Genomic DNA, 17,064 nt, shown 5'->3' with positions numbered 1-17,064 from the left:
TGCATCAAAAAAAAATTATTTTTCTTTCTGATGCAAATCGGTTGTTTTTGGAAGCAAATATTAAGGCTTCCTTAAATAGATATGGCCATAAGAAGAGCTGAAATCGTAGCTCGCACCTTTGCCTGGATTCGCATTAATGGAAGTAAAAAAACGCTGCTCTTTAATTTCTTCCGGCTTGAAATTAAAGTCGGTATAAATTTTGCCAAAACGATTAGTCATTTTTAATGAGCCTATAGCTTTCTCCTGAAGCTTAGCGTCGATACCCCCATAAGTTGCATCAATTTTTATCGGGCCTTCAAAATCAACCAGTTCTACAATGCCATAAGTGGAGCTTAAATTGGTTTTGGTATTTGCAGGAAGTCTAATCTCAATGCTGATCTCGATATTTTGACTCTGGTAATTTGAAGTGATAGTTTTACCTTTTTCCTTCATAAAGGCATTCATTTCTTCTTTAGTATTAAAAGTGTTTTTCACTCCACTTTCAAAAGCATAAAAGCGTTGTGGGATTTTGGCCATTTCGAGTTTATTTTTAATCGAGATCTGATCTTTTGATTCACTCTCGATCAGACTAAAAACATCAGCTGCGGCAACACCATCAACTTTAACCATAGCTACAACAGCAATTTCCTTTTTATCCCAGTTACTTACTCTAATGGTTTTTGGAAAGTCGAAGTCAAGATTAACCGTCTGTCCTGCTGTTATTGGGTAAGATTTACTGATTGTTTCCTGAGCAAAAGCAATACAAGATACCGTGGCCATTAAAAGCCAGCAAAAAAATGTTTTCATAAGGTTAAGGTTTAGGTTCCAACAGGCATTAAGCCCATTGGAAATTTGAGATTGAATTATTTTACGCGGAGATACACGTTATCGTAGTTGGATTTAAGGATAAAATTGGCACCACCACCGTTGATTTTTCCTTTGATATCTTCAGAACTTCTTCCGCCATAAACGGCTATTCCGTTTGCAACCCTAATGTTTTTATTGTTTGAAATAATGGTTCCGCTACCGCTTTTTAGGCCAGAAATAAGAAGGGCTTCATTCGTTGCCGATTTAATGGTGGTAATTAAATCCTCATCTTTTGGCTTTTCTTCTGCAACATTTTTCTCCAGAGCAATTTTAAGCTCGTCGGCAGCATATAATTTTCCATAGCTGGTAGATAAATCTACGTTTGCCTTTACACTTACAGGGAGCGATACATCTACATGGCCATAAACAGAAACAATAGAAACCGGACCTTCAATGGGCTCAACAAAGCTGGCATCAATGCTTCCGTACAATGATTTAATATTCATCGGGCCAGTATTATTTTCCAGCTTGATTTTATTATAACTCGTTGATATTTCGAGTTCATTCTTTAAGTTTTTCAGAATAATATCTTCCTGGTAAATGCTGCTCTGATTGGCAAAAGTTACCTTGATGTTTTGTGGTACTTTAATCGTTAAAACGCCATCAATTTTCTTGTTCACAACATTCACATTCACTTCAGTTCCCTTCTCCGAAATATCGAGACCTAAACCGCTGTTATCTACAAAACCAGAGCCACTGATTACACGAAGTCCTTTTGCCCGTTCATCTACTTTCTCCGTTTCGCCCGCTGGTAAAGAAAAGATAATTTCGTTTCCGCTATACCCTTCCACTATTGCACCGGCAACATGTAAATTTAGCTGACCACTTGTTTTGCTTATTTTGTATTCTTTCTGTGCAGAAGCGGTTATTGCCAGCGTAAGCAGAGAAAAAAGAACGATAAATTGTTTTTTCATGATTTTATTTTTTTAAATGTTATAATTTGTCTTGGTTTAGTAATACGTTGTAAGCTTCATCTCTTACCGCAGCAAAAGTTTCCGGATTATTCGCAATGGATTTAAGTTGATTATCGATTTTGAGTCCTTTCATTTTGCCTAAAAAGCTAATTAGCCCTAGCTGAACAATCGGATCGTCCTGGTTATTTAAAGCGTTAACCAATAGCGAGGCGGTATAGCGGTCGGCACTGTACTTTTGAAGCACACTCAAGGCTGCCAGGCGAACATTGGTATTCCCATCGTGATTAAGCGTTTTAGAAAGCATGTTCAACACGTGGTTGTTGATGTTTTCTGATTTTTCTATCTCCAAAATGGCGAGCAGCCTTACACTTGCCGAGCTGCTATCTGTTAATGCCTGATAATCGCTGTTTGTGGTCTGCACCGTGGTTGTTTTCGTTTTTAAATGTTTTGTTTGAGGCTGATAGGCCACTGTTTTTTGCACTTCCACTGGTGCCGTTTCGGTTGGTGCAGGTATTGATTCTGCCTTTCTGGTTGTTGGTTGAGGCTGAATCACTTTTGGTTTTGCCGCCGTGTAAACCGGATTTTTTGCCTGCTGCTGATCAAAAATAAACCAGGTTGCTGTAATGGCAATTAATACGGATGCTGCAAGCCACCACTTTTTGTTATGATAAAGTGATACCGTTTTGGCTTTCGGTGCTGCCTGTGGGGCCACTTGCTGTTTAAAGCGTTGCATATTAAAAACAGGTGCTTCGAGATGATCGAATTCCTCCCTGTTCCGCTCCACAAAATCTTTCAATTGATCATTCATAATAAACTTTATCTTTTAATGATAGTAAAATCTTCTTCTTTGCCCTGTGGTATTGCGTTCTTACATTCGTTGCTGTTAAATCTAACATCACGGCAATTTCCTCATGGTTCAGCTTTTCAAAAACATGCAGGTTGACGATGGTTTTGTAACCAGCAGGAAGCGATTCAATACTCTTCTTCAAATCCTCTACCTTACAATCCAACACCTCAAAATCTTCTTCTACATCAGCTACATTTTCTAAATCCATTTCTTCCATATCAGAAAACAAAATTTTCCTTTTTCTGATGTGTGAAATGGAGCGGTTTATTGCTGCTCTTCTCACCCAGGCCTCAATGTTCAATACACCATCTAACTTTGCCACCTCACTAAACACCGCACAAAAAGTATCTTGTAAAATATCTTCGGCTTCACCTGTGTGACTCACAATTCTACTAATCGAATTATAAACCTTTCGGGCATAACGGTTATATAACCCCGTGTAGCCGCCCTCATGCCCGTTAAGGCAAAGGCCAATCAATTCTTTATCCGTTATGTGATCTGCAGATGGCAAGTTCGGAGCTTTTTAATGTGTTAATTAGGTATGTTCTATAGGGTAGTCGCAACTTATTTAAAAGTGTTGCACTTTTTTAATATTTTTCGAAAATAATATTTCAAACAAGCTATTGATGATCCCAAAGATCGGGATTTGTGTAGAGACCAAAAACTAAAATTTGGCTCTTGTTTATCAGCAATGGACTTTTTTAGTACATGCATTCTTCAATTTAGCAAAATTAAAGAGGTTAAAGTAATTTAACATAGCCTTCATATCGGGCAGGTAGTTTTGCGGCATAATAAAAGCCCCTTGTGGCTAACGAATTCATTTATTGCCAAAAAACCAAACAATGAGAAAACCTTTACTGTTGACGCAGAAGATTGCGGTATATGCTACATTGGCATGTCTGCTAACGAGTGCCATTACAGCGCCATCCCGGGCCATTGAAAAAATATCCGGTGCTTCCTTATCCAATACGAAACAAAATCCAGGTACCATCAGCGGGAAAATTGTTGATGAAAAAGGCGAGCCGCTTCCTGGTGCCAGTATCGTAATTAAAGAATTGAACAAGGTAGTTCAAGCCAATAACGACGGAAGTTATAGCGTTAGTGTTCCGGCAGGAAACTACAGTGTTGCGGTAAGCTTTATTTCTTATACTACTGCAACCTTAACTAAAATCGCCGTAAAAGCTGGTGAAACAACGCCACTAAATGTGACGCTTAAAGGCGAAACAGGATCTTTAAACGAGGTTCTTGTAGTGGGTTATGGAACGCAGAAAAGAGAAAATGCTACTGGTGCTGTTGATCAGATTACTTCGAAAAGTTTAGAAAACAGACCCATCTCCAATCTTACGCAAGGACTTCAGGGTTTACTGCCCAATCTTAATTTAAAGATGATGGATGGTAAGCCTACGCAGTCTCCTAGTTATAATATCCGGGGTACAACTTCAATCGGCCAGGGGGGTAGCGCATTAATCCTTATTGACGGTTTCGAAGGGGATCCGAGTTTGTTAAACCCCAACGATATTGAAAGTGTATCGATACTAAAAGACGCGGCATCGGCAGCCATTTATGGCGCCAGAGGAGTTTTTGGGGTAGTACTTATCACCACAAAGAAAGCCGAAAAAGGGCGTACAAATGTAAGTTACTCGACCAATTATGCCATTAAAAGTCCGCTGCAGGTACCCGATTTTGTAACCGATGGATACACCTGGGCAAAGATGTTTGCAGAAGCATTTGTGAACGGGGATGGTGCTTTCCCGCAAAATGCCAATAAAACACAGAAATTTTCACAAGCTTATCTAGATGAGTTTAAAAGAAGAATAGAATCCGGACAGCCTTATAATCAGGTTGAAGTAAACCCTACTACGGGCGAATATACTTATTACGGTAGCACGGATTACTACGCTGAACTTTACAAGAAAAATACGGCTGCTTTCGAAAATAATCTTTCCGTGAGTGGCGGTAGCGATAAAGCTTCGTTTCTAGTGTCTGGTCGTTTCTTAAGCCAGGATGGTCTATTCCGCTACAACAGCGATGATTACGATATGAAAAACATCCGTGCCAGAGGATCTGTGCAGGTTTTTCCCTGGTTAAGCATCGAAAATAATGCCGATTACTCCATCATGAATTACCATAACCCCATAAACGTGGGTGAAGGTGGCGGTATTTGGAGAAACATTGCTGATGAAGGCAAGCCAACCATGCCCCTGTTCAACCCGGATGGAACTTTAACCTTCGCTTCTGCTTATACTGTAGGTGATTTTTTCTACGGTAAAAACGGAATTGATACCAAGCGTGAGGTTTTCAGAAATATAACCGGTTTAAGAAGTAATTTCTTTGATAATAAATTTAGGGTTAACGCCGATTTTACCTTTAGAAATACAAATAACGACAAAGAACAAAGAAGGGTTCAGGTGCCGTACAGCAGCACTCGTGGCGTTACTTCATTTGTAGGGACCACTACCAACGATCTGTTGTTCGATTTGCGTGAAACCAACTATCTGGCCACAAACATTTATGCAGAGTACGAGAATCGTTTCGGTAGCGACCATTACCTGAAAGCCATGGCAGGTTACAACTACGAACAATCTACCTATAACAGGGTTGCTGTTCAACGTAACGGAATTATTTTCGAAGATGCTACTGATCTTAACTTGGCTTTAGGTCAATCTATTACCACGGGTGGTGGTTACGAGCAATGGGCTATTTTAGGTGGTTTCTCCAGGCTAAACTACTCCTTCAAAGATCGTTATTTAGTGGAAGTAAATGCCCGCTATGATGGTTCATCAAAGTTTCCTGCAGATCAACGCTACGGATTTTTCCCTTCCGTCTCTGCGGGTTGGAGAATCAACAAAGAGCCATTTTGGAAAGTTTCGGATAAATTCATCTCTGATTTGAAATTAAGAGCTTCTTACGGATCTTTAGGTAACGGTAACATTGCATCGTATGCTTTTCAGGAGCAGTTTAACATTTCACAATCCGGCCAGATTTTGAATGGCTCGAGACCACAAACTACCCGTAATCCAGCTGTTTTACCTGAAGGTTTAACCTGGGAAACCTCGACAACCAGCAACTTCGGTTTAGATTTAACCATGCTTTCGGGCCGTTTAACTTTTAATGGAGATGCTTACATCCGTAAAACAACCGACATGTTCACCACAGGCCTTACTCCGCCAGCTGTTTTTGGTGCCGATGTGCCTAAAGGAAACTATGCTAACTTAACTACACGTGGCTGGGAAGTATCAGTAAGCTGGAATGACAGGTTTGGCAATGAAAATAAACCTTTCAAATATAATGTTAGGCTTACCCTGGCGGATAATAAAACCAAAATTGACAAGTATAACAATCCAGATAAACTGTTGAATGATTATTATGAAGGGCAAACTTTAGGAGAAATTTGGGGATATGAAACCGAAGGGTTCTTCATTGATGAGGCAGATATCGCTTCGCATGCCAAGCAAGATCCGCAGATGCGTGCCTCTCCAACAGGGCGATGGTTTCCAGGAGATATTAAATTGAGAGATTTAAACGGCGACGGGTTAATTAATGTTGGCGAGAATAAAGTAGGCAAATCCGGGGATAGAAGAATCATTGGTAATTCTGCTCCAAGGTATATGTATGGAATTAATTTGGGTGCAGATTGGAACAATATCTTTTTCTCTGTTTTCTTTCAGGGAATTGGTAAACAACAATGGTACCCTAGTACGGAAACAGAAATGTTCTGGGGGCAATACAACAGGCCATACAATAATATTCCAACGTTTCATTTAGGCAATATGTGGACCCCGGAAAACACAAACGCCTATTTTCCAAGAACAATGTCTAGAGCGGCATCAAGCAACACCAACCGTACCTTAGGTGTGGCTCAAACGCGTTACCTGCAAAATGTTGCTTATTTAAGAATGAAAAATATTCAGGTAGGTTATAACTTGCCAACCAAATGGGTTAACCGTATTGGCGCCCGTACCGCAAAGGTATTTTTCTCTGGTGAGAACTTATTTACCTATTCGCCGATGTACAAAGTTGTAAAAAACACAATTGATGTAGAAAATGCTGTACCAGCAGATCAGGATATCAACAATAATCCCACCAATGGCGATGGTTACAATTATCCACTGATGAAAAGTATTTCATTCGGTTTAAACATTGGATTTTAGAATCAATAAAATAGAAAAATCAACGATGAAAAAACAATATATATGGGCCTTACTGGCTTGCCTGGGTTTGGCAGCTTGTAAAAAGTTAGATCAGAAACCTGAGTCAACAGCCACAAAAGATGCCGTTTTTGGCACTGAAAACGGACTAAAATTATATACAAATTCATTTTATAACATGGATTTTTTACCGAAAAACTCTACCAGTCAGGATGCAATGTCTGATTATTTAGCAGTTAGATCGGTTCAGGATTTTATTAGAGAAGGTGGTTTTGGAGCAAATAATAGCTCTGGATGGAGCTGGGGCGATTTGCGAAACATCAACTATTTTATTGCCAATTGTAATAATCCGGCGGTACCGGCTTCGGTGCGTAACAATTATTTAGGTATTGCCCGTTATTTCAGGGCTTACTTTTATATGGAAAAAGTGAAACGTTTCGGCGATGTGCCGTGGATAGGCAAGCCCTTAAACATTGATGATCCGGCATTAAATGCTGGCCGAGATAAAAGGGAACTGGTGATGGATTCGGTGCTGGCCGATATTAATTTTGCCTGCGCAAACATCCAGGCCACTAATGATCCAAGTCGTACGACCGTTACCAAATGGGTAGCTCATGCTTATAAGTCGAGATTGTGTTTATTTGAAGGAACTTTTAGAAAGTACCACACAGAACTAAATCTGGTTTCAACTGCCAATAAATGGTTGGAAGAGGCGGCCTCGGCAGCAAATGAAATAATCAAAAACGGCGGATATTCCATTAACAATAACGGTGGCCCGGGAGTTTCTTATCGCCAGGTATTTACCAGCAACACCCCGGTAACGAATGAAGTGTTACAGGCCTCAGTTGCTGATATTAATTTGGGTGTATTAAATGAGGCCAACTGGTGGTGGACGAGTGGTACCTATGGCGCAAAAGCAAGTTTCACCCGTACGTTCATTAACACTTACCTTAAATTAGATGGTACACCATTTACCAATGATCCGGCTTACCGTACCATGGTTTTTAAAGATGAAGTGAAAAACCGCGATTTAAGATTAAAACAAACCATTAGGTTAGGCGATTATAAAAGAATTACCAGCGGTCAGGCACTGCCTGCCCCACCAGTTTTTTCTTACACCTTTACAGGCTATCAACCTATTAAATGGACTTTAGACGATACCTACTTTGATGCAGGAGCATTAAACACAAATGCCATTTCTTTATTTCGCTATGCTGAAGTTTTGTTAAATTATGCTGAAGCAAAAGCAGAATTAGGTGCTTTAACTGATGCAGACTGGGCTTTAACTGTAGGTGCGCTTCGTGCCAGAGCAGGAATAACTGCGGGATTGTCTACCAAACCAACAATAGCCGATCCTTATTTAATAACGAATTATTTTCCTGGCATTACCGATGCGACAATCCTGGAAGTGAGAAGAGAGCGTGGTATCGAACTCAGTTTAGAAGGTTTGCGTTTTCCTGATATTTTGAGATGGAAACGTGGTTCGCTAATGGAGCAGGAGTGGAACGGATTTTATGTTCCTTCGTTAAATACACCCATGGATTTGAATGAAGATGGTATCTTGGATGTTGCATTTTATCAGGGTACCAGGCCAAATCCAGGTGCAGCAGGTGTAACTTATGTTGATGTTTCGAACACCATCGGCAATGCGACAAACTCGCAAAAATTAAAAAATGGTACTTCGGGTGAATTGATCTGGATGAATGAAATTCCAAGAAAATGGAATGAGCGGAACTATTATTATCCAATTCCTTTAAACGATCTTCAGCGTAACCCGAATTTGAAGCAAAATCCGGGATGGCAATAAAATCAATTAGATACAGATGAAAGTAAAAAATATATTAACGGCACTGATGTTATTGACATCAGTTGCTGTTCAGGCTCAAAAAATTACAGTTGGAACATTCAACATCAGGTACGATAATCCGGCAGATAGTGGGAATTTGTGGAAAGACAGGGCACCAGTGGTGGCAAATCTCATCCGTTTTCATCAGTTTGATGTACTCGGTGTACAAGAAGCACTCAAAAATCAATTGACAGATATCTCTTCGTCCTTGCCAGAATACAATCGTTACGGTAAGGGTCGCGATGATGGAAAAGATGGTGGTGAACATTCAGCCATTTATTTCAAAAAGGACAGATTCAAAAAGGTAAAGAGCGGCGATTTTTGGTTATCAGAAACGCCCGATAAACCAGGTAAAGGTTGGGATGCAACTTGTTGCAACAGAATCTGCTCCTGGGTGCTTTTGGAGGACGTTAAAAACAAGCAACAGTTTTATGCATTTAATGTGCATTACGACCATCAGGCTATGGTTGCCCGTAAAGAAAGCAGCAAATTAATGCTCCAAAAAATTAAGGAAATTGCAGGTAACTCGCCGGTTTTACTAACCGGAGATTTCAACGGTGGCAGAGAAAGCGAGTGGTATCAAACTTTGGCTAAATCGGGTGCCGTTAGCGATGTTTACGGTGCAGTAAAATATCCTTACGCAAATAATGCTTCAGCTAACGGGTTTAGAACGCCTCGGGGTAATGGTGTCATCGACCATATTTTTATGAGCAAACAATTTAACGCCAGCAGATGGGGAATTTTAACTGATACTTATTTCGGCAAGTTTCCCTCTGATCACTTTCCTGTTTTAGCAGAAGTTGAATTGAAACCTTAAGTTAAAAAACAGCTATTTTTGAAAGGGCATCTCCTCTAAATGGGAGATGCTTTTTTGTTGGAAAACAGCAAAGTAGCGTTTAGCTATGTCCTGTGCCGCTAAAATTTGCCTGTATGTCACCGGTTGGACTGTTCACATTATTCGGTATCGTTTCATTGTAGGATGTGGAAACAGCCTCTAAATATTCTTTCAGCTTTGCAATATTTTCATTTACAACCAGCCGATCTGCAGCGGTGTGTTCTGGTGCGCCATCCATCGATTTTATAACCTCAAGGGCATAGTCCATAAAATCCTTTACATTTTCTGAGAGCAGTGGTTTTGATGTAATCATCATTATTTTATTTGTTTGATAAAAGAACAATGAACAGGTGTGAAAGTTTTTTAGAGGATGGATAAATTAGTTATCGTGATGTTCATACCTCCCGTTTACTTCGGTTAATTCTATTTTGAAGACGATAATATTTTGATGCAATTCGGAAGAAATACCATGTGAGGGTTCTTCTCCGGGCCGGTTAGTAAGAGGCATAATGCGGTGAATAATTCCTTGCATAGCTTGTTGTCTTAATTCGCCACTTAACTCCGTAAAGTTTCCTGTTAGAATGGCGCTTTCCCAGCGAAAGATATTGATGATTTCATCTACCTGAAAACAAACCTGTGGGTTAGCACGCATCATTTCTATTTTTTTACCGATACCAGAATGTGCATAGATGGCGTTGTCTTTGTACACGTAATTAATTGGAACAATATAAGTTTCGCCATTTAAATGGCAGCCTAATCTGCCAAATGCCTGCCGCTCCAGAAGGTCAATAAGCTGTCTGTTGTTTAATTCTCCTAACATATATACTTTGTTGATTTAAATCATAAATATACCTTAGTGTCTGCTCGAAAGAAATGATAGCCATCACTATTTTTGCTGAAATAATCGCTTTTTTGGCTTCCGCCATTCCCATGGTGCAACAGGATGCCCATCACTCCATAAGCCTATTTTGCGTTTTCTTGCGCTGATTTCCAGTTGAGCGTAGAGCGGATCTGATGAATACTTTTTAAAATGCCAGGCCATGCCCTGTTTAATCATTTCCTGATTAACAATCTGTTTATTTTGATTTGCAACCACAGCGATTAACCTTTTATAGCGGTCGTATTTTTCGCCATATACCTTAACCTGCTGTCCGAAGCATAAATTTGATAAGGCCGTTTTGGCGTTATTTCCAAAAGGCTGAGAGCCGCGTTTTTCAGGACAATCGATATGCGCCAGGCGAATTTTTATGGGCGTGTTTTGATATAAAACTTCCATGGTGTCGCCATCCATAATCCTGATAACTTTGGCAATAAAAGTTGTTTTTTTGAGATCAAGATCTATTTCTTCAGCGGGAACAAATGGCTGGACCCAAAGCAATAATATCAGTAAAGTTATTTTTCCCATCCACACTGTGTTTTGCCTTGGCTTTTTGCTTTGTCTAAAGTAGTTTCGATGATTTTATGCTGGCAATTGCTTAAACCACGACAAGTTTTTTTGAAGTGATATTTTTTACCGCCTTCGCTGTCGCAAAGGTACACCGATTTGGTTTCGATGCAAGCAATGTTGGTAAGAAGGAAAAAGATGAGAGATAGGGATTTCATTGGGGGGGATTATTCTTTTCGATGAATTTGCATGATGATTTTTTTGTCTTGCTGTTTAGGTTTCACAAATATGGATACTATCAACCCAATAGCAACAAATACATCTACGATATTCCACATTGATCGGCCTAAGGCTATTTTGAAAAATGGCTGAAATAACAACGCTAAAATGACGTAAACAATAAAACCTCTTTGATTTTCTTTTTCTCGTGATTGATATGCTAAAAACCCAAAGCCAATTAAGGCAAGAAATCGAACAAGCTGAAAGTAGCCGTAGGGCATATTAGCTAGGCAAAGGATGAGAAGAAAAGCGAGGATGAGTTTGATTGTGTTTGTCATTTCTATCTTACTAGTTCTTTTAAAGTCCTCCTTTTTTGATCTAGTTGGTGCTCCACTACAAGATCATAGTCACTCTTTGTATCTCCAATTTTACTAGATACAACTAATAGTTCCAGACACATTAAAAAACAAAATAGAATAGTATAGAAAAATAATGCAACATGGCTTTCACGTAAAATTTCTAAAATTGCACTCAATTCTTCAAGAAAACCTTGTTTAGATTTTAGTTCATTTCTAAGTGAACTTTCGGCATCTAATTTTCTTTTTGTATAAACCTCTTGCTGATTTCTCAATTCTTCTAAATGTTTGTTGTTAATGTCTGCTTCTCGAATTTTAGGGTTATCAATGGGGGTAGATGAAATTGTTCTTTGAGGTATGGTTCTTAGGCTACCATCTGGCTGTTGCACTTGTGTGTAGGTAGTACTTGATGCAACACTTTTAATTGTTGGGCGTAAAGAAATCTCATTGTATAATGCTTGATTCTTTTCGTCTAAAGAGTCGGCATCATGCTGTAATTCATTCAATTTATCATTTATTATTGTTAATCGGTCAGGTAACCGATTTTTTACTTGTCTATCAACAATCTCCACCATTTTTTTTTGGATATCATCCTTGAAAATAATCTGATCCATTATGGTAGAACCCAATATTGCCATAATTAATGCTAAGCAGATTCTAAATACAGTAGCAAAACGATTCTTTCCTACAGTTAATATTACGACTCGTTCTATTTGAATAATTATTATAGAAAAAACAATTCCCGTTATTGTCGCTCCCCACCATGGAGCTTGTGTATACCGGGATGCAAATAAATATCCCGTTAGTGCCCATATGATTATTAAGATAAGAATTGCAGATGTATATTTTTTTAACTGCTTTCGGCTTGCCTCCGTACAAGTGTTTAAAATAGCCAAATTCCAACCTGTTAAAAAACAACCTATTTTTAACCACCAATTCTTCATATCGTATTATTTATTTTGAGGCTGTGTAGTGAAAGAGAAGCTAATCCTCTTGTAAAGCCAACCTCGTAAGATCTAAATATTCCTGTCATATAAGGCTCTTCATTATCAAGATCATTTTTCATTTGTTCCAACTCAAATTTATGATTATCAAACGTTTCCTTCCTTGATTTTAATAATTCAACTAGGTCAGAAAGTCCTGCCTCTCCACGCGTTTTGATGTGGACATCAATTTCCCTAAGCATGTCGTCATATTTTAAAGTGACTTGCTTGAATTTTACAGCCAGGTTGCTACGGAGTATTGATACATTTTGATCTTTATATGATCTGTCTGGATTAGTAAGAGCATCTTTGTATGCCTTTGTTTCATAATCTTCCTTTAAGAAAGAGTATATTACATCAATTGGCAAATTTGAGCCCAATTCAACAAAGTAAGTTGAACTGTTTTGTTTAGTTGGATCAGAATTATCAATAAAGTCTTCTTCATTTATATCTGGTAAAGGTGCTTTTATTTCATTATGGTGTTCTTCAATCTGCTTGTTTTTCTTGAAAAAGTCTAAAAATCCCATTGTTATTAGTTTATGATTAAATATATTTAATTGGCACCTTATATTTGTAATGCCCTCGGCTATGGCAACTCTCACAAAGCGTAACCATAAGTTTATCACTGTAGTCCCAAGGATTAACGTGAATCTGTAGATGCTTAATGAAATGATACTGTTTATGATGAACATGTAAATGGCCATCTATCTTTCCACAAATAGTACATTTGTAGTTATCTCTTTCCAAAATTTCTTTCCTTTTCATTTTCCATCTTGGGTCGAAAAGCTTTTCTCCATAATGTACTTTTTCAATCATATTATTGTTGTTTTGTGTAGGAAAGAATTTTCATGCTAACTTCCAATACTTTCGGCTGTTTTTTTATTGAAATAATTTTCTTTATTCCTTTAAAAATGCAAGATCACTTCCTTTCGCTCTTACGAGCAATTAGAAGCAACCTCTACATTTCCGTGAGAGAATTGAACGTTAACTAATAATTATCTATAGTTTGGTGTAGCTGGCTGCGGTAATTATAAATTTCTTCCAGAGTGAATATTTGCTTTTTATCGCCAGCGTCTTTGCCATTCGGAAAAGTTTCCAGGTATTTATTGGCTGTATTGAAGTGAAAGCGGCAAATCGGCTTCCTGTTATTGTCATCAAGCAAAACTCCGAAGTACGATTGCGTATCTCTTGGTGCAATACGAATAGATGCAATTTTTTCTCTTAGGATGGCTTTCACAATTTGGAAAGCTTCTAATTCTTCTTCTGTAGTGATAATTTTGGAGTCGCTACCATCATCGATCGGACTAACTTTTTGATCTAACTGTAGATCTGGTTTTTCATTAATATTTAATGCCGATTTTAATCTATCGCTAATAGATTCATTTATAGAAATGGTAAGCGCTTTTTTAGCATATTCTTTAAAAGCCAACATGCGACTGGCAATTAATGGTTTATCAAAAAAGCGACTAACCAGAAGTTTGATGAGTTCATCTGATGGGTTTTCGATTTCTTTTTCAAACTCTTTTCTAATGGCCTTAATATATTTTAAGCCTTCAGCCGAGTCCAAAATGGTTTCTAAATTGTATTCATTTTTGGTAAAGCTTTCTAAAATTTTTATGGCATTATCCTTCAGGTCTTCAATGTCGATGGTTAAGAAAGGTTTCTCATCCATGATATTTGGTTTTTCTAAATCAGCATAAAAATTGTAAACGGTACCGTTGGTTAATACGCCGAATCTGGCTTTGGAAACATGGTAATAACGGTGTAATTGGGAGTTGTGCGCATCGGCACTTTCTTTCCAGTGTTTGCATTCAAATATGAGAATAGGCTCATTATTTTTTCGAATTACATAATCAACCTTTTCGCCTTTCTTGGTGCCAATATCACAAATATGCTCTGGAATAACTTCAGTCGGATTAAAAATATCGTAGCCCAAAATTTGTATGAAGGGCATTACAAATGCATTTTTTGTAGCCTCTTCTGTATTAATTTGATCTTTGAGTCCAACTACCCTTTGGTGAAGTTGCTCTAGCTTTAGTTTAAGATCCATTTCCTGAAATTTAATTTTGAGTTTGTTTGTTTCAATCAAAATTAACTACACGAAAGGATCGATTATTACGGGAAACCGTAAAGAGAAAAAATTGTTTATAGCTTTCATTTCTCTCGAACCAACCTAATTTTTCATTGTTTGAGAAGAAACTTTTTCGAGGGAATTAGGAGAATAAAATTCATAAACATGCAGGGTGCCGTTAGGGGCGGCAGCGCATGCTTTAATCCAGAAGATTTTCGAATCAAATAATTCCCAAATCTTTACAGTAGGCGACCAACTGCTCGTTCTTAGAAAATTCGAGCGAATCTTTAATATTACCCAATCGCTTTTCTAGACTACTTAAGCTTACTGGTTTTATTTTATGCTGTAATAAATAGGTTGGAATATCTTTCTGTGGAGTACCTTGTGAAAGCAAATAAATAACCGTTACATCATATTCGGTAAACTCGAAAGCATTTTTTTTCTTTAGCGAATGTCGTAGATCCTCAGATAAATATGTTTTGTGTTGAGCGATATTTTCAATTGCCTTTTTCAAATCTTTGGCGTCATGTCGGGCTTTACGTACATAACCGTTAATACGCAAATTTTTAAAGAGATTATCAATTATTGAAGGATTGGTTTCCGCAGAAAATACCAATATTTTAATAAGTGGTTGAATTTGTTTTATGGCTTCAATTAATGTTAAGCCACCAGAAAGTTTTTGTTTACGATGATCCTCTTCAAAAGAAAGATCGGTAATAAGCAAATCAAAGGGCTGATCATCGCCTAAGCTTTTTTGAATCTGCATAAATGCATCATCACAATAGTAGGTGTACTCAGTTTTGGAAATCCCTAAATCTTCCAATGTTTTTCTAACTGAAATACTCGTGCTTTCGTGGTCTTCGGCGATTAATACTCTTTTGAACATTTTAATTTTGAGTTAAGAAACCGGAAAAGAAATGCGAACCTTAAGTCCTTTCTCCGCTTTGGTTTCAAAAGTAACTTTCCCTCCAATTCCATCTATACGGGAAACCGTATTTTTCCATCCGTTATTAAAAATCTTATTTTCAGGCATGCCAATTCCATTGTCGGTATAAACAATATTAACCTGATTTTCCTCTTGTTCAAATTTTAATACAACGGCTGTAGCTTTACTATGCTTTTTCATATTAACCATTAGTTCCTGTAAAACCTGTTCGATTTCGTACCGCACATTGGGCTGCACTTTTTCCCACAATTTAACTGAGTTTCCCGCAATAAACACTTTGGCTTGGGGCGTGGCGAATGAGGTTAATATTTCTGATATTTTAACTTCAAAAGATTGCAAATTGTGATCGTGTTTTTCGTAAGAGATATCCCTTGATTTTTCGTAAAGCACCTCGATTTTATCGATGATTGCTTCACGATCAATTTCAGGTTGATTTTCCATTTCACTCATTACCCGATACAAACCGTTTGCTACAACATCATGAACTTTCTTTGAGGTTTTTAATCTATTTTCACGAATGGCACTTTCCTTTTCGAGCTCCATTTTTTGTTGTCTTTTTTTATACCAAAGGAAAGCGATAATAGATACTGAGGTAAAAACCACAAAACCCGAAGCCAGCAATAATTCTCTCTTAATAATCTGATAATGTTTTTCTGTGTTGTCTTTTTGCAAGATTAAATTATCGGCCTTGCTCTTTTCTGATTCATATCGAACAACTGCAAACTGGTTTTTTGCAGCGTTTCTAGCGGTTTGCAAACTATCGTTTAGGTGCTGGTAAATGTCGAAATATTTCTTTATTACTAACGTCGGACTAAGTTTAATTAACTTATCCAAAGCTTCTAATTCATCATCGGCACTGTTTAATTTTTTTGCAATTTGATACATCTTCTGTGCATAAAACAATGCCGAATCTGGATCTTTGTCGGTGTAAAAATCTGCCAGATGCGAATAACTGGCATTTAAGCCCCAATCGTTATTTTCCGCTTTACGAATATTTAATGCTTTTAACATTTGTGCTGCGGCATTGTATTTGGAATCGTCTAGCCACTCTGTTCTAGCTGTGTTAGACAGGAAACGAGCATACTCATTTCGATTTATTTTTTGGGAAAGAATATGTTTGTAAATTTTGAGCGCTTCGGGATATTGTTGTAACTTTTGATAAGCCAAAGCTTTATTGTTTTGCGCCACAATAATATCATCCCTATGTTTAAAAAATTTTAGGGCATTATTAAAATAGGCTATGGCCAAATTGTATTGTTTTAGCTCAATACTATTTAAGCCAAGTTGGTTATAACTAGACCCTAAGCTAGACCAATGCTTTTTGTTCTTTTCTTGCAACAATTTAAGGGCTCTAACAGCACTTTCCTGCGATCCGTAATAATCACCTTTATTGGCTTGGATCATAGACATATAGCAATAAGCTTCTGCAACCTCTAATCCGTATTTTTGTTTCGTGGTAACTTTATTAAAATAATAAAAAGCTGAATCAATGCCACTATTATACATCGATAGTGCCCGAACAAAGTCTGGATCTTGTTTAACTTTTTGGGGGATTTTATTTTCCTTACAAGCAATAATTCCGAGAGATAATAATAGGAGCAGATAATTTTTCAAGGGAAAATGATTTGCTTCAAATATAATTAAAATGGCGGTTTTTAGGTCGCCATTT

17 protein-coding genes are annotated in these 17,064 nt (G+C 37.8%); 3 read left to right on the top strand and 14 right to left on the bottom strand.

Going from position 1 to position 17,064, the window contains the following annotated elements:
* Positions 1–60 precede the first annotated feature (60 nt).
* From AC3ITD_RS17900 to AC3ITD_RS17885, 4 genes are read right to left on the bottom strand one after another with little or no spacing between them, the layout of a single operon-like run.
* Positions 61–786 (bottom strand): hypothetical protein, encoded by a 726-nt coding sequence (locus AC3ITD_RS17900; protein ID WP_489361777.1) that lies wholly within the window; start codon positions 784–786, stop codon positions 61–63.
* A 56-nt stretch (positions 787–842) separates the two neighbouring features.
* Positions 843–1,760, bottom strand: a complete 918-nt coding sequence (locus AC3ITD_RS17895; RefSeq protein ID WP_489361775.1) for a DUF4097 family beta strand repeat-containing protein — start codon at positions 1,758–1,760, stop codon at positions 843–845.
* A gap of 19 nt (positions 1,761–1,779) precedes the next feature.
* On the bottom strand, positions 1,780–2,568 hold the full coding sequence (locus tag AC3ITD_RS17890; RefSeq protein ID WP_489361773.1) for a hypothetical protein: 789 nt from the start codon (positions 2,566–2,568) through the stop codon (positions 1,780–1,782).
* Positions 2,561–3,118 carry an RNA polymerase sigma factor gene (locus AC3ITD_RS17885; protein WP_463484707.1) on the bottom strand — a complete coding sequence of 186 codons (558 nt, stop codon included), beginning with the start codon at positions 3,116–3,118 and terminating at the stop codon, positions 2,561–2,563. The genes AC3ITD_RS17890 and AC3ITD_RS17885 overlap by 8 nt, the downstream gene beginning before the upstream one ends.
* Positions 3,119–3,449: 331 nt before the next feature.
* On the opposite strand from AC3ITD_RS17885, the gene AC3ITD_RS17880 reads away from it, so the two are divergent.
* Genes AC3ITD_RS17880 through AC3ITD_RS17870 form a run of 3 tightly spaced genes read left to right on the top strand, consistent with a single transcriptional unit; the run spans position 3,450 to position 9,418 of the window.
* Positions 3,450–6,758 (top strand): SusC/RagA family TonB-linked outer membrane protein, encoded by a 3,309-nt coding sequence (locus AC3ITD_RS17880; RefSeq protein WP_489361770.1) that lies wholly within the window; start codon positions 3,450–3,452, stop codon positions 6,756–6,758.
* Between the two features lie 25 nt (positions 6,759–6,783).
* Positions 6,784–8,562, top strand: a complete 1,779-nt coding sequence (locus tag AC3ITD_RS17875; RefSeq protein ID WP_489361768.1) for a RagB/SusD family nutrient uptake outer membrane protein — start codon at positions 6,784–6,786, stop codon at positions 8,560–8,562.
* 16 nt (positions 8,563–8,578) lie between these two features.
* Positions 8,579–9,418 carry an endonuclease/exonuclease/phosphatase family protein gene (locus AC3ITD_RS17870; RefSeq protein WP_489361766.1) on the top strand — a complete coding sequence of 280 codons (840 nt, stop codon included), beginning with the start codon at positions 8,579–8,581 and terminating at the stop codon, positions 9,416–9,418.
* Positions 9,419–9,497: 79 nt separating this feature from the next.
* Here AC3ITD_RS17870 and AC3ITD_RS17865 read toward each other — a convergent pair whose 3' ends face one another.
* The 10 genes from AC3ITD_RS17865 to AC3ITD_RS17820 form a co-directional block, all read right to left on the bottom strand.
* Positions 9,498–9,752 carry a hypothetical protein gene (locus tag AC3ITD_RS17865; RefSeq protein WP_489361764.1) on the bottom strand — a complete coding sequence of 85 codons (255 nt, stop codon included), beginning with the start codon at positions 9,750–9,752 and terminating at the stop codon, positions 9,498–9,500.
* A gap of 63 nt (positions 9,753–9,815) precedes the next feature.
* On the bottom strand, positions 9,816–10,256 hold the full coding sequence (locus tag AC3ITD_RS17860) for a pyridoxamine 5'-phosphate oxidase family protein (protein ID WP_489361762.1): 441 nt from the start codon (positions 10,254–10,256) through the stop codon (positions 9,816–9,818).
* 66 nt (positions 10,257–10,322) lie between these two features.
* Positions 10,323–10,841, bottom strand: coding sequence for a thermonuclease family protein (locus AC3ITD_RS17855; protein ID WP_489361760.1), 519 nt, complete (start codon positions 10,839–10,841; stop codon positions 10,323–10,325).
* On the bottom strand, positions 10,829–11,038 hold the full coding sequence (locus AC3ITD_RS17850; RefSeq protein WP_489361758.1) for a hypothetical protein: 210 nt from the start codon (positions 11,036–11,038) through the stop codon (positions 10,829–10,831). Before AC3ITD_RS17850 ends, AC3ITD_RS17855 begins: the two co-directional genes overlap by 13 nt.
* A 9-nt stretch (positions 11,039–11,047) precedes the next feature.
* Positions 11,048–11,377, bottom strand: a complete 330-nt coding sequence (locus AC3ITD_RS17845; RefSeq protein WP_489361756.1) for a DUF6804 family protein — start codon at positions 11,375–11,377, stop codon at positions 11,048–11,050.
* Between the two features lie 2 nt (positions 11,378–11,379).
* A complete protein-coding gene (locus tag AC3ITD_RS17840) occupies positions 11,380–12,339 on the bottom strand; it encodes a DUF4407 domain-containing protein (RefSeq protein ID WP_489361754.1) in 960 nt (319 codons plus the stop codon).
* Positions 12,336–12,905, bottom strand: coding sequence for a hypothetical protein (locus AC3ITD_RS17835; protein ID WP_489361752.1), 570 nt, complete (start codon positions 12,903–12,905; stop codon positions 12,336–12,338). The genes AC3ITD_RS17840 and AC3ITD_RS17835 overlap by 4 nt, the downstream gene beginning before the upstream one ends.
* Positions 12,906–13,366: 461 nt before the next feature.
* On the bottom strand, positions 13,367–14,428 hold the full coding sequence (locus AC3ITD_RS17830) for a type I restriction endonuclease (RefSeq protein WP_489361750.1): 1,062 nt from the start codon (positions 14,426–14,428) through the stop codon (positions 13,367–13,369).
* Positions 14,429–14,669: 241 nt separating this feature from the next.
* Positions 14,670–15,335: a response regulator gene (locus tag AC3ITD_RS17825; protein WP_489361748.1), complete on the bottom strand. Its 666-nt coding sequence runs from the start codon at positions 15,333–15,335 to the stop codon at positions 14,670–14,672.
* A 12-nt stretch (positions 15,336–15,347) separates the two neighbouring features.
* A complete protein-coding gene (locus AC3ITD_RS17820; protein WP_489361746.1) occupies positions 15,348–17,009 on the bottom strand; it encodes a tetratricopeptide repeat-containing sensor histidine kinase in 1,662 nt (553 codons plus the stop codon).
* Positions 17,010–17,064: the final 55 nt, after the last annotated feature.

The sequence above is a fragment of the Pedobacter sp. KH_004 genome (assembly GCF_057840755.1).
This window is presented reverse-complemented; position numbering and strand designations above follow the sequence as displayed.

Excerpts from the sequence above, each read along its gene's own strand:
- AC3ITD_RS17900 (WP_489361777.1), bottom strand. The coding sequence starts at position 786 with ATGAAAACATTTTTTTGCTGGCTTTTAATGGCCACGGTATCTTGTATT.
- AC3ITD_RS17895 (WP_489361775.1), bottom strand. The coding sequence starts at position 1,760 with ATGAAAAAACAATTTATCGTTCTTTTTTCTCTGCTTACGCTGGCAATA.
- AC3ITD_RS17890 (WP_489361773.1), bottom strand. The coding sequence starts at position 2,568 with ATGAATGATCAATTGAAAGATTTTGTGGAGCGGAACAGGGAGGAATTC.
- AC3ITD_RS17880 (WP_489361770.1), top strand. The coding sequence starts at position 3,450 with ATGAGAAAACCTTTACTGTTGACGCAGAAGATTGCGGTATATGCTACA.
- AC3ITD_RS17875 (WP_489361768.1), top strand. The coding sequence starts at position 6,784 with ATGAAAAAACAATATATATGGGCCTTACTGGCTTGCCTGGGTTTGGCA.
- AC3ITD_RS17870 (WP_489361766.1), top strand. The coding sequence starts at position 8,579 with ATGAAAGTAAAAAATATATTAACGGCACTGATGTTATTGACATCAGTT.
- AC3ITD_RS17865 (WP_489361764.1), bottom strand. The coding sequence starts at position 9,752 with ATGATGATTACATCAAAACCACTGCTCTCAGAAAATGTAAAGGATTTT.
- AC3ITD_RS17860 (WP_489361762.1), bottom strand. The coding sequence starts at position 10,256 with ATGTTAGGAGAATTAAACAACAGACAGCTTATTGACCTTCTGGAGCGG.
- AC3ITD_RS17855 (WP_489361760.1), bottom strand. The coding sequence starts at position 10,841 with ATGGGAAAAATAACTTTACTGATATTATTGCTTTGGGTCCAGCCATTT.
- AC3ITD_RS17850 (WP_489361758.1), bottom strand. The coding sequence starts at position 11,038 with ATGAAATCCCTATCTCTCATCTTTTTCCTTCTTACCAACATTGCTTGC.
- AC3ITD_RS17845 (WP_489361756.1), bottom strand. The coding sequence starts at position 11,377 with ATGACAAACACAATCAAACTCATCCTCGCTTTTCTTCTCATCCTTTGC.
- AC3ITD_RS17840 (WP_489361754.1), bottom strand. The coding sequence starts at position 12,339 with ATGAAGAATTGGTGGTTAAAAATAGGTTGTTTTTTAACAGGTTGGAAT.
- AC3ITD_RS17835 (WP_489361752.1), bottom strand. The coding sequence starts at position 12,905 with ATGGGATTTTTAGACTTTTTCAAGAAAAACAAGCAGATTGAAGAACAC.
- AC3ITD_RS17830 (WP_489361750.1), bottom strand. The coding sequence starts at position 14,428 with ATGGATCTTAAACTAAAGCTAGAGCAACTTCACCAAAGGGTAGTTGGA.
- AC3ITD_RS17825 (WP_489361748.1), bottom strand. The coding sequence starts at position 15,335 with ATGTTCAAAAGAGTATTAATCGCCGAAGACCACGAAAGCACGAGTATT.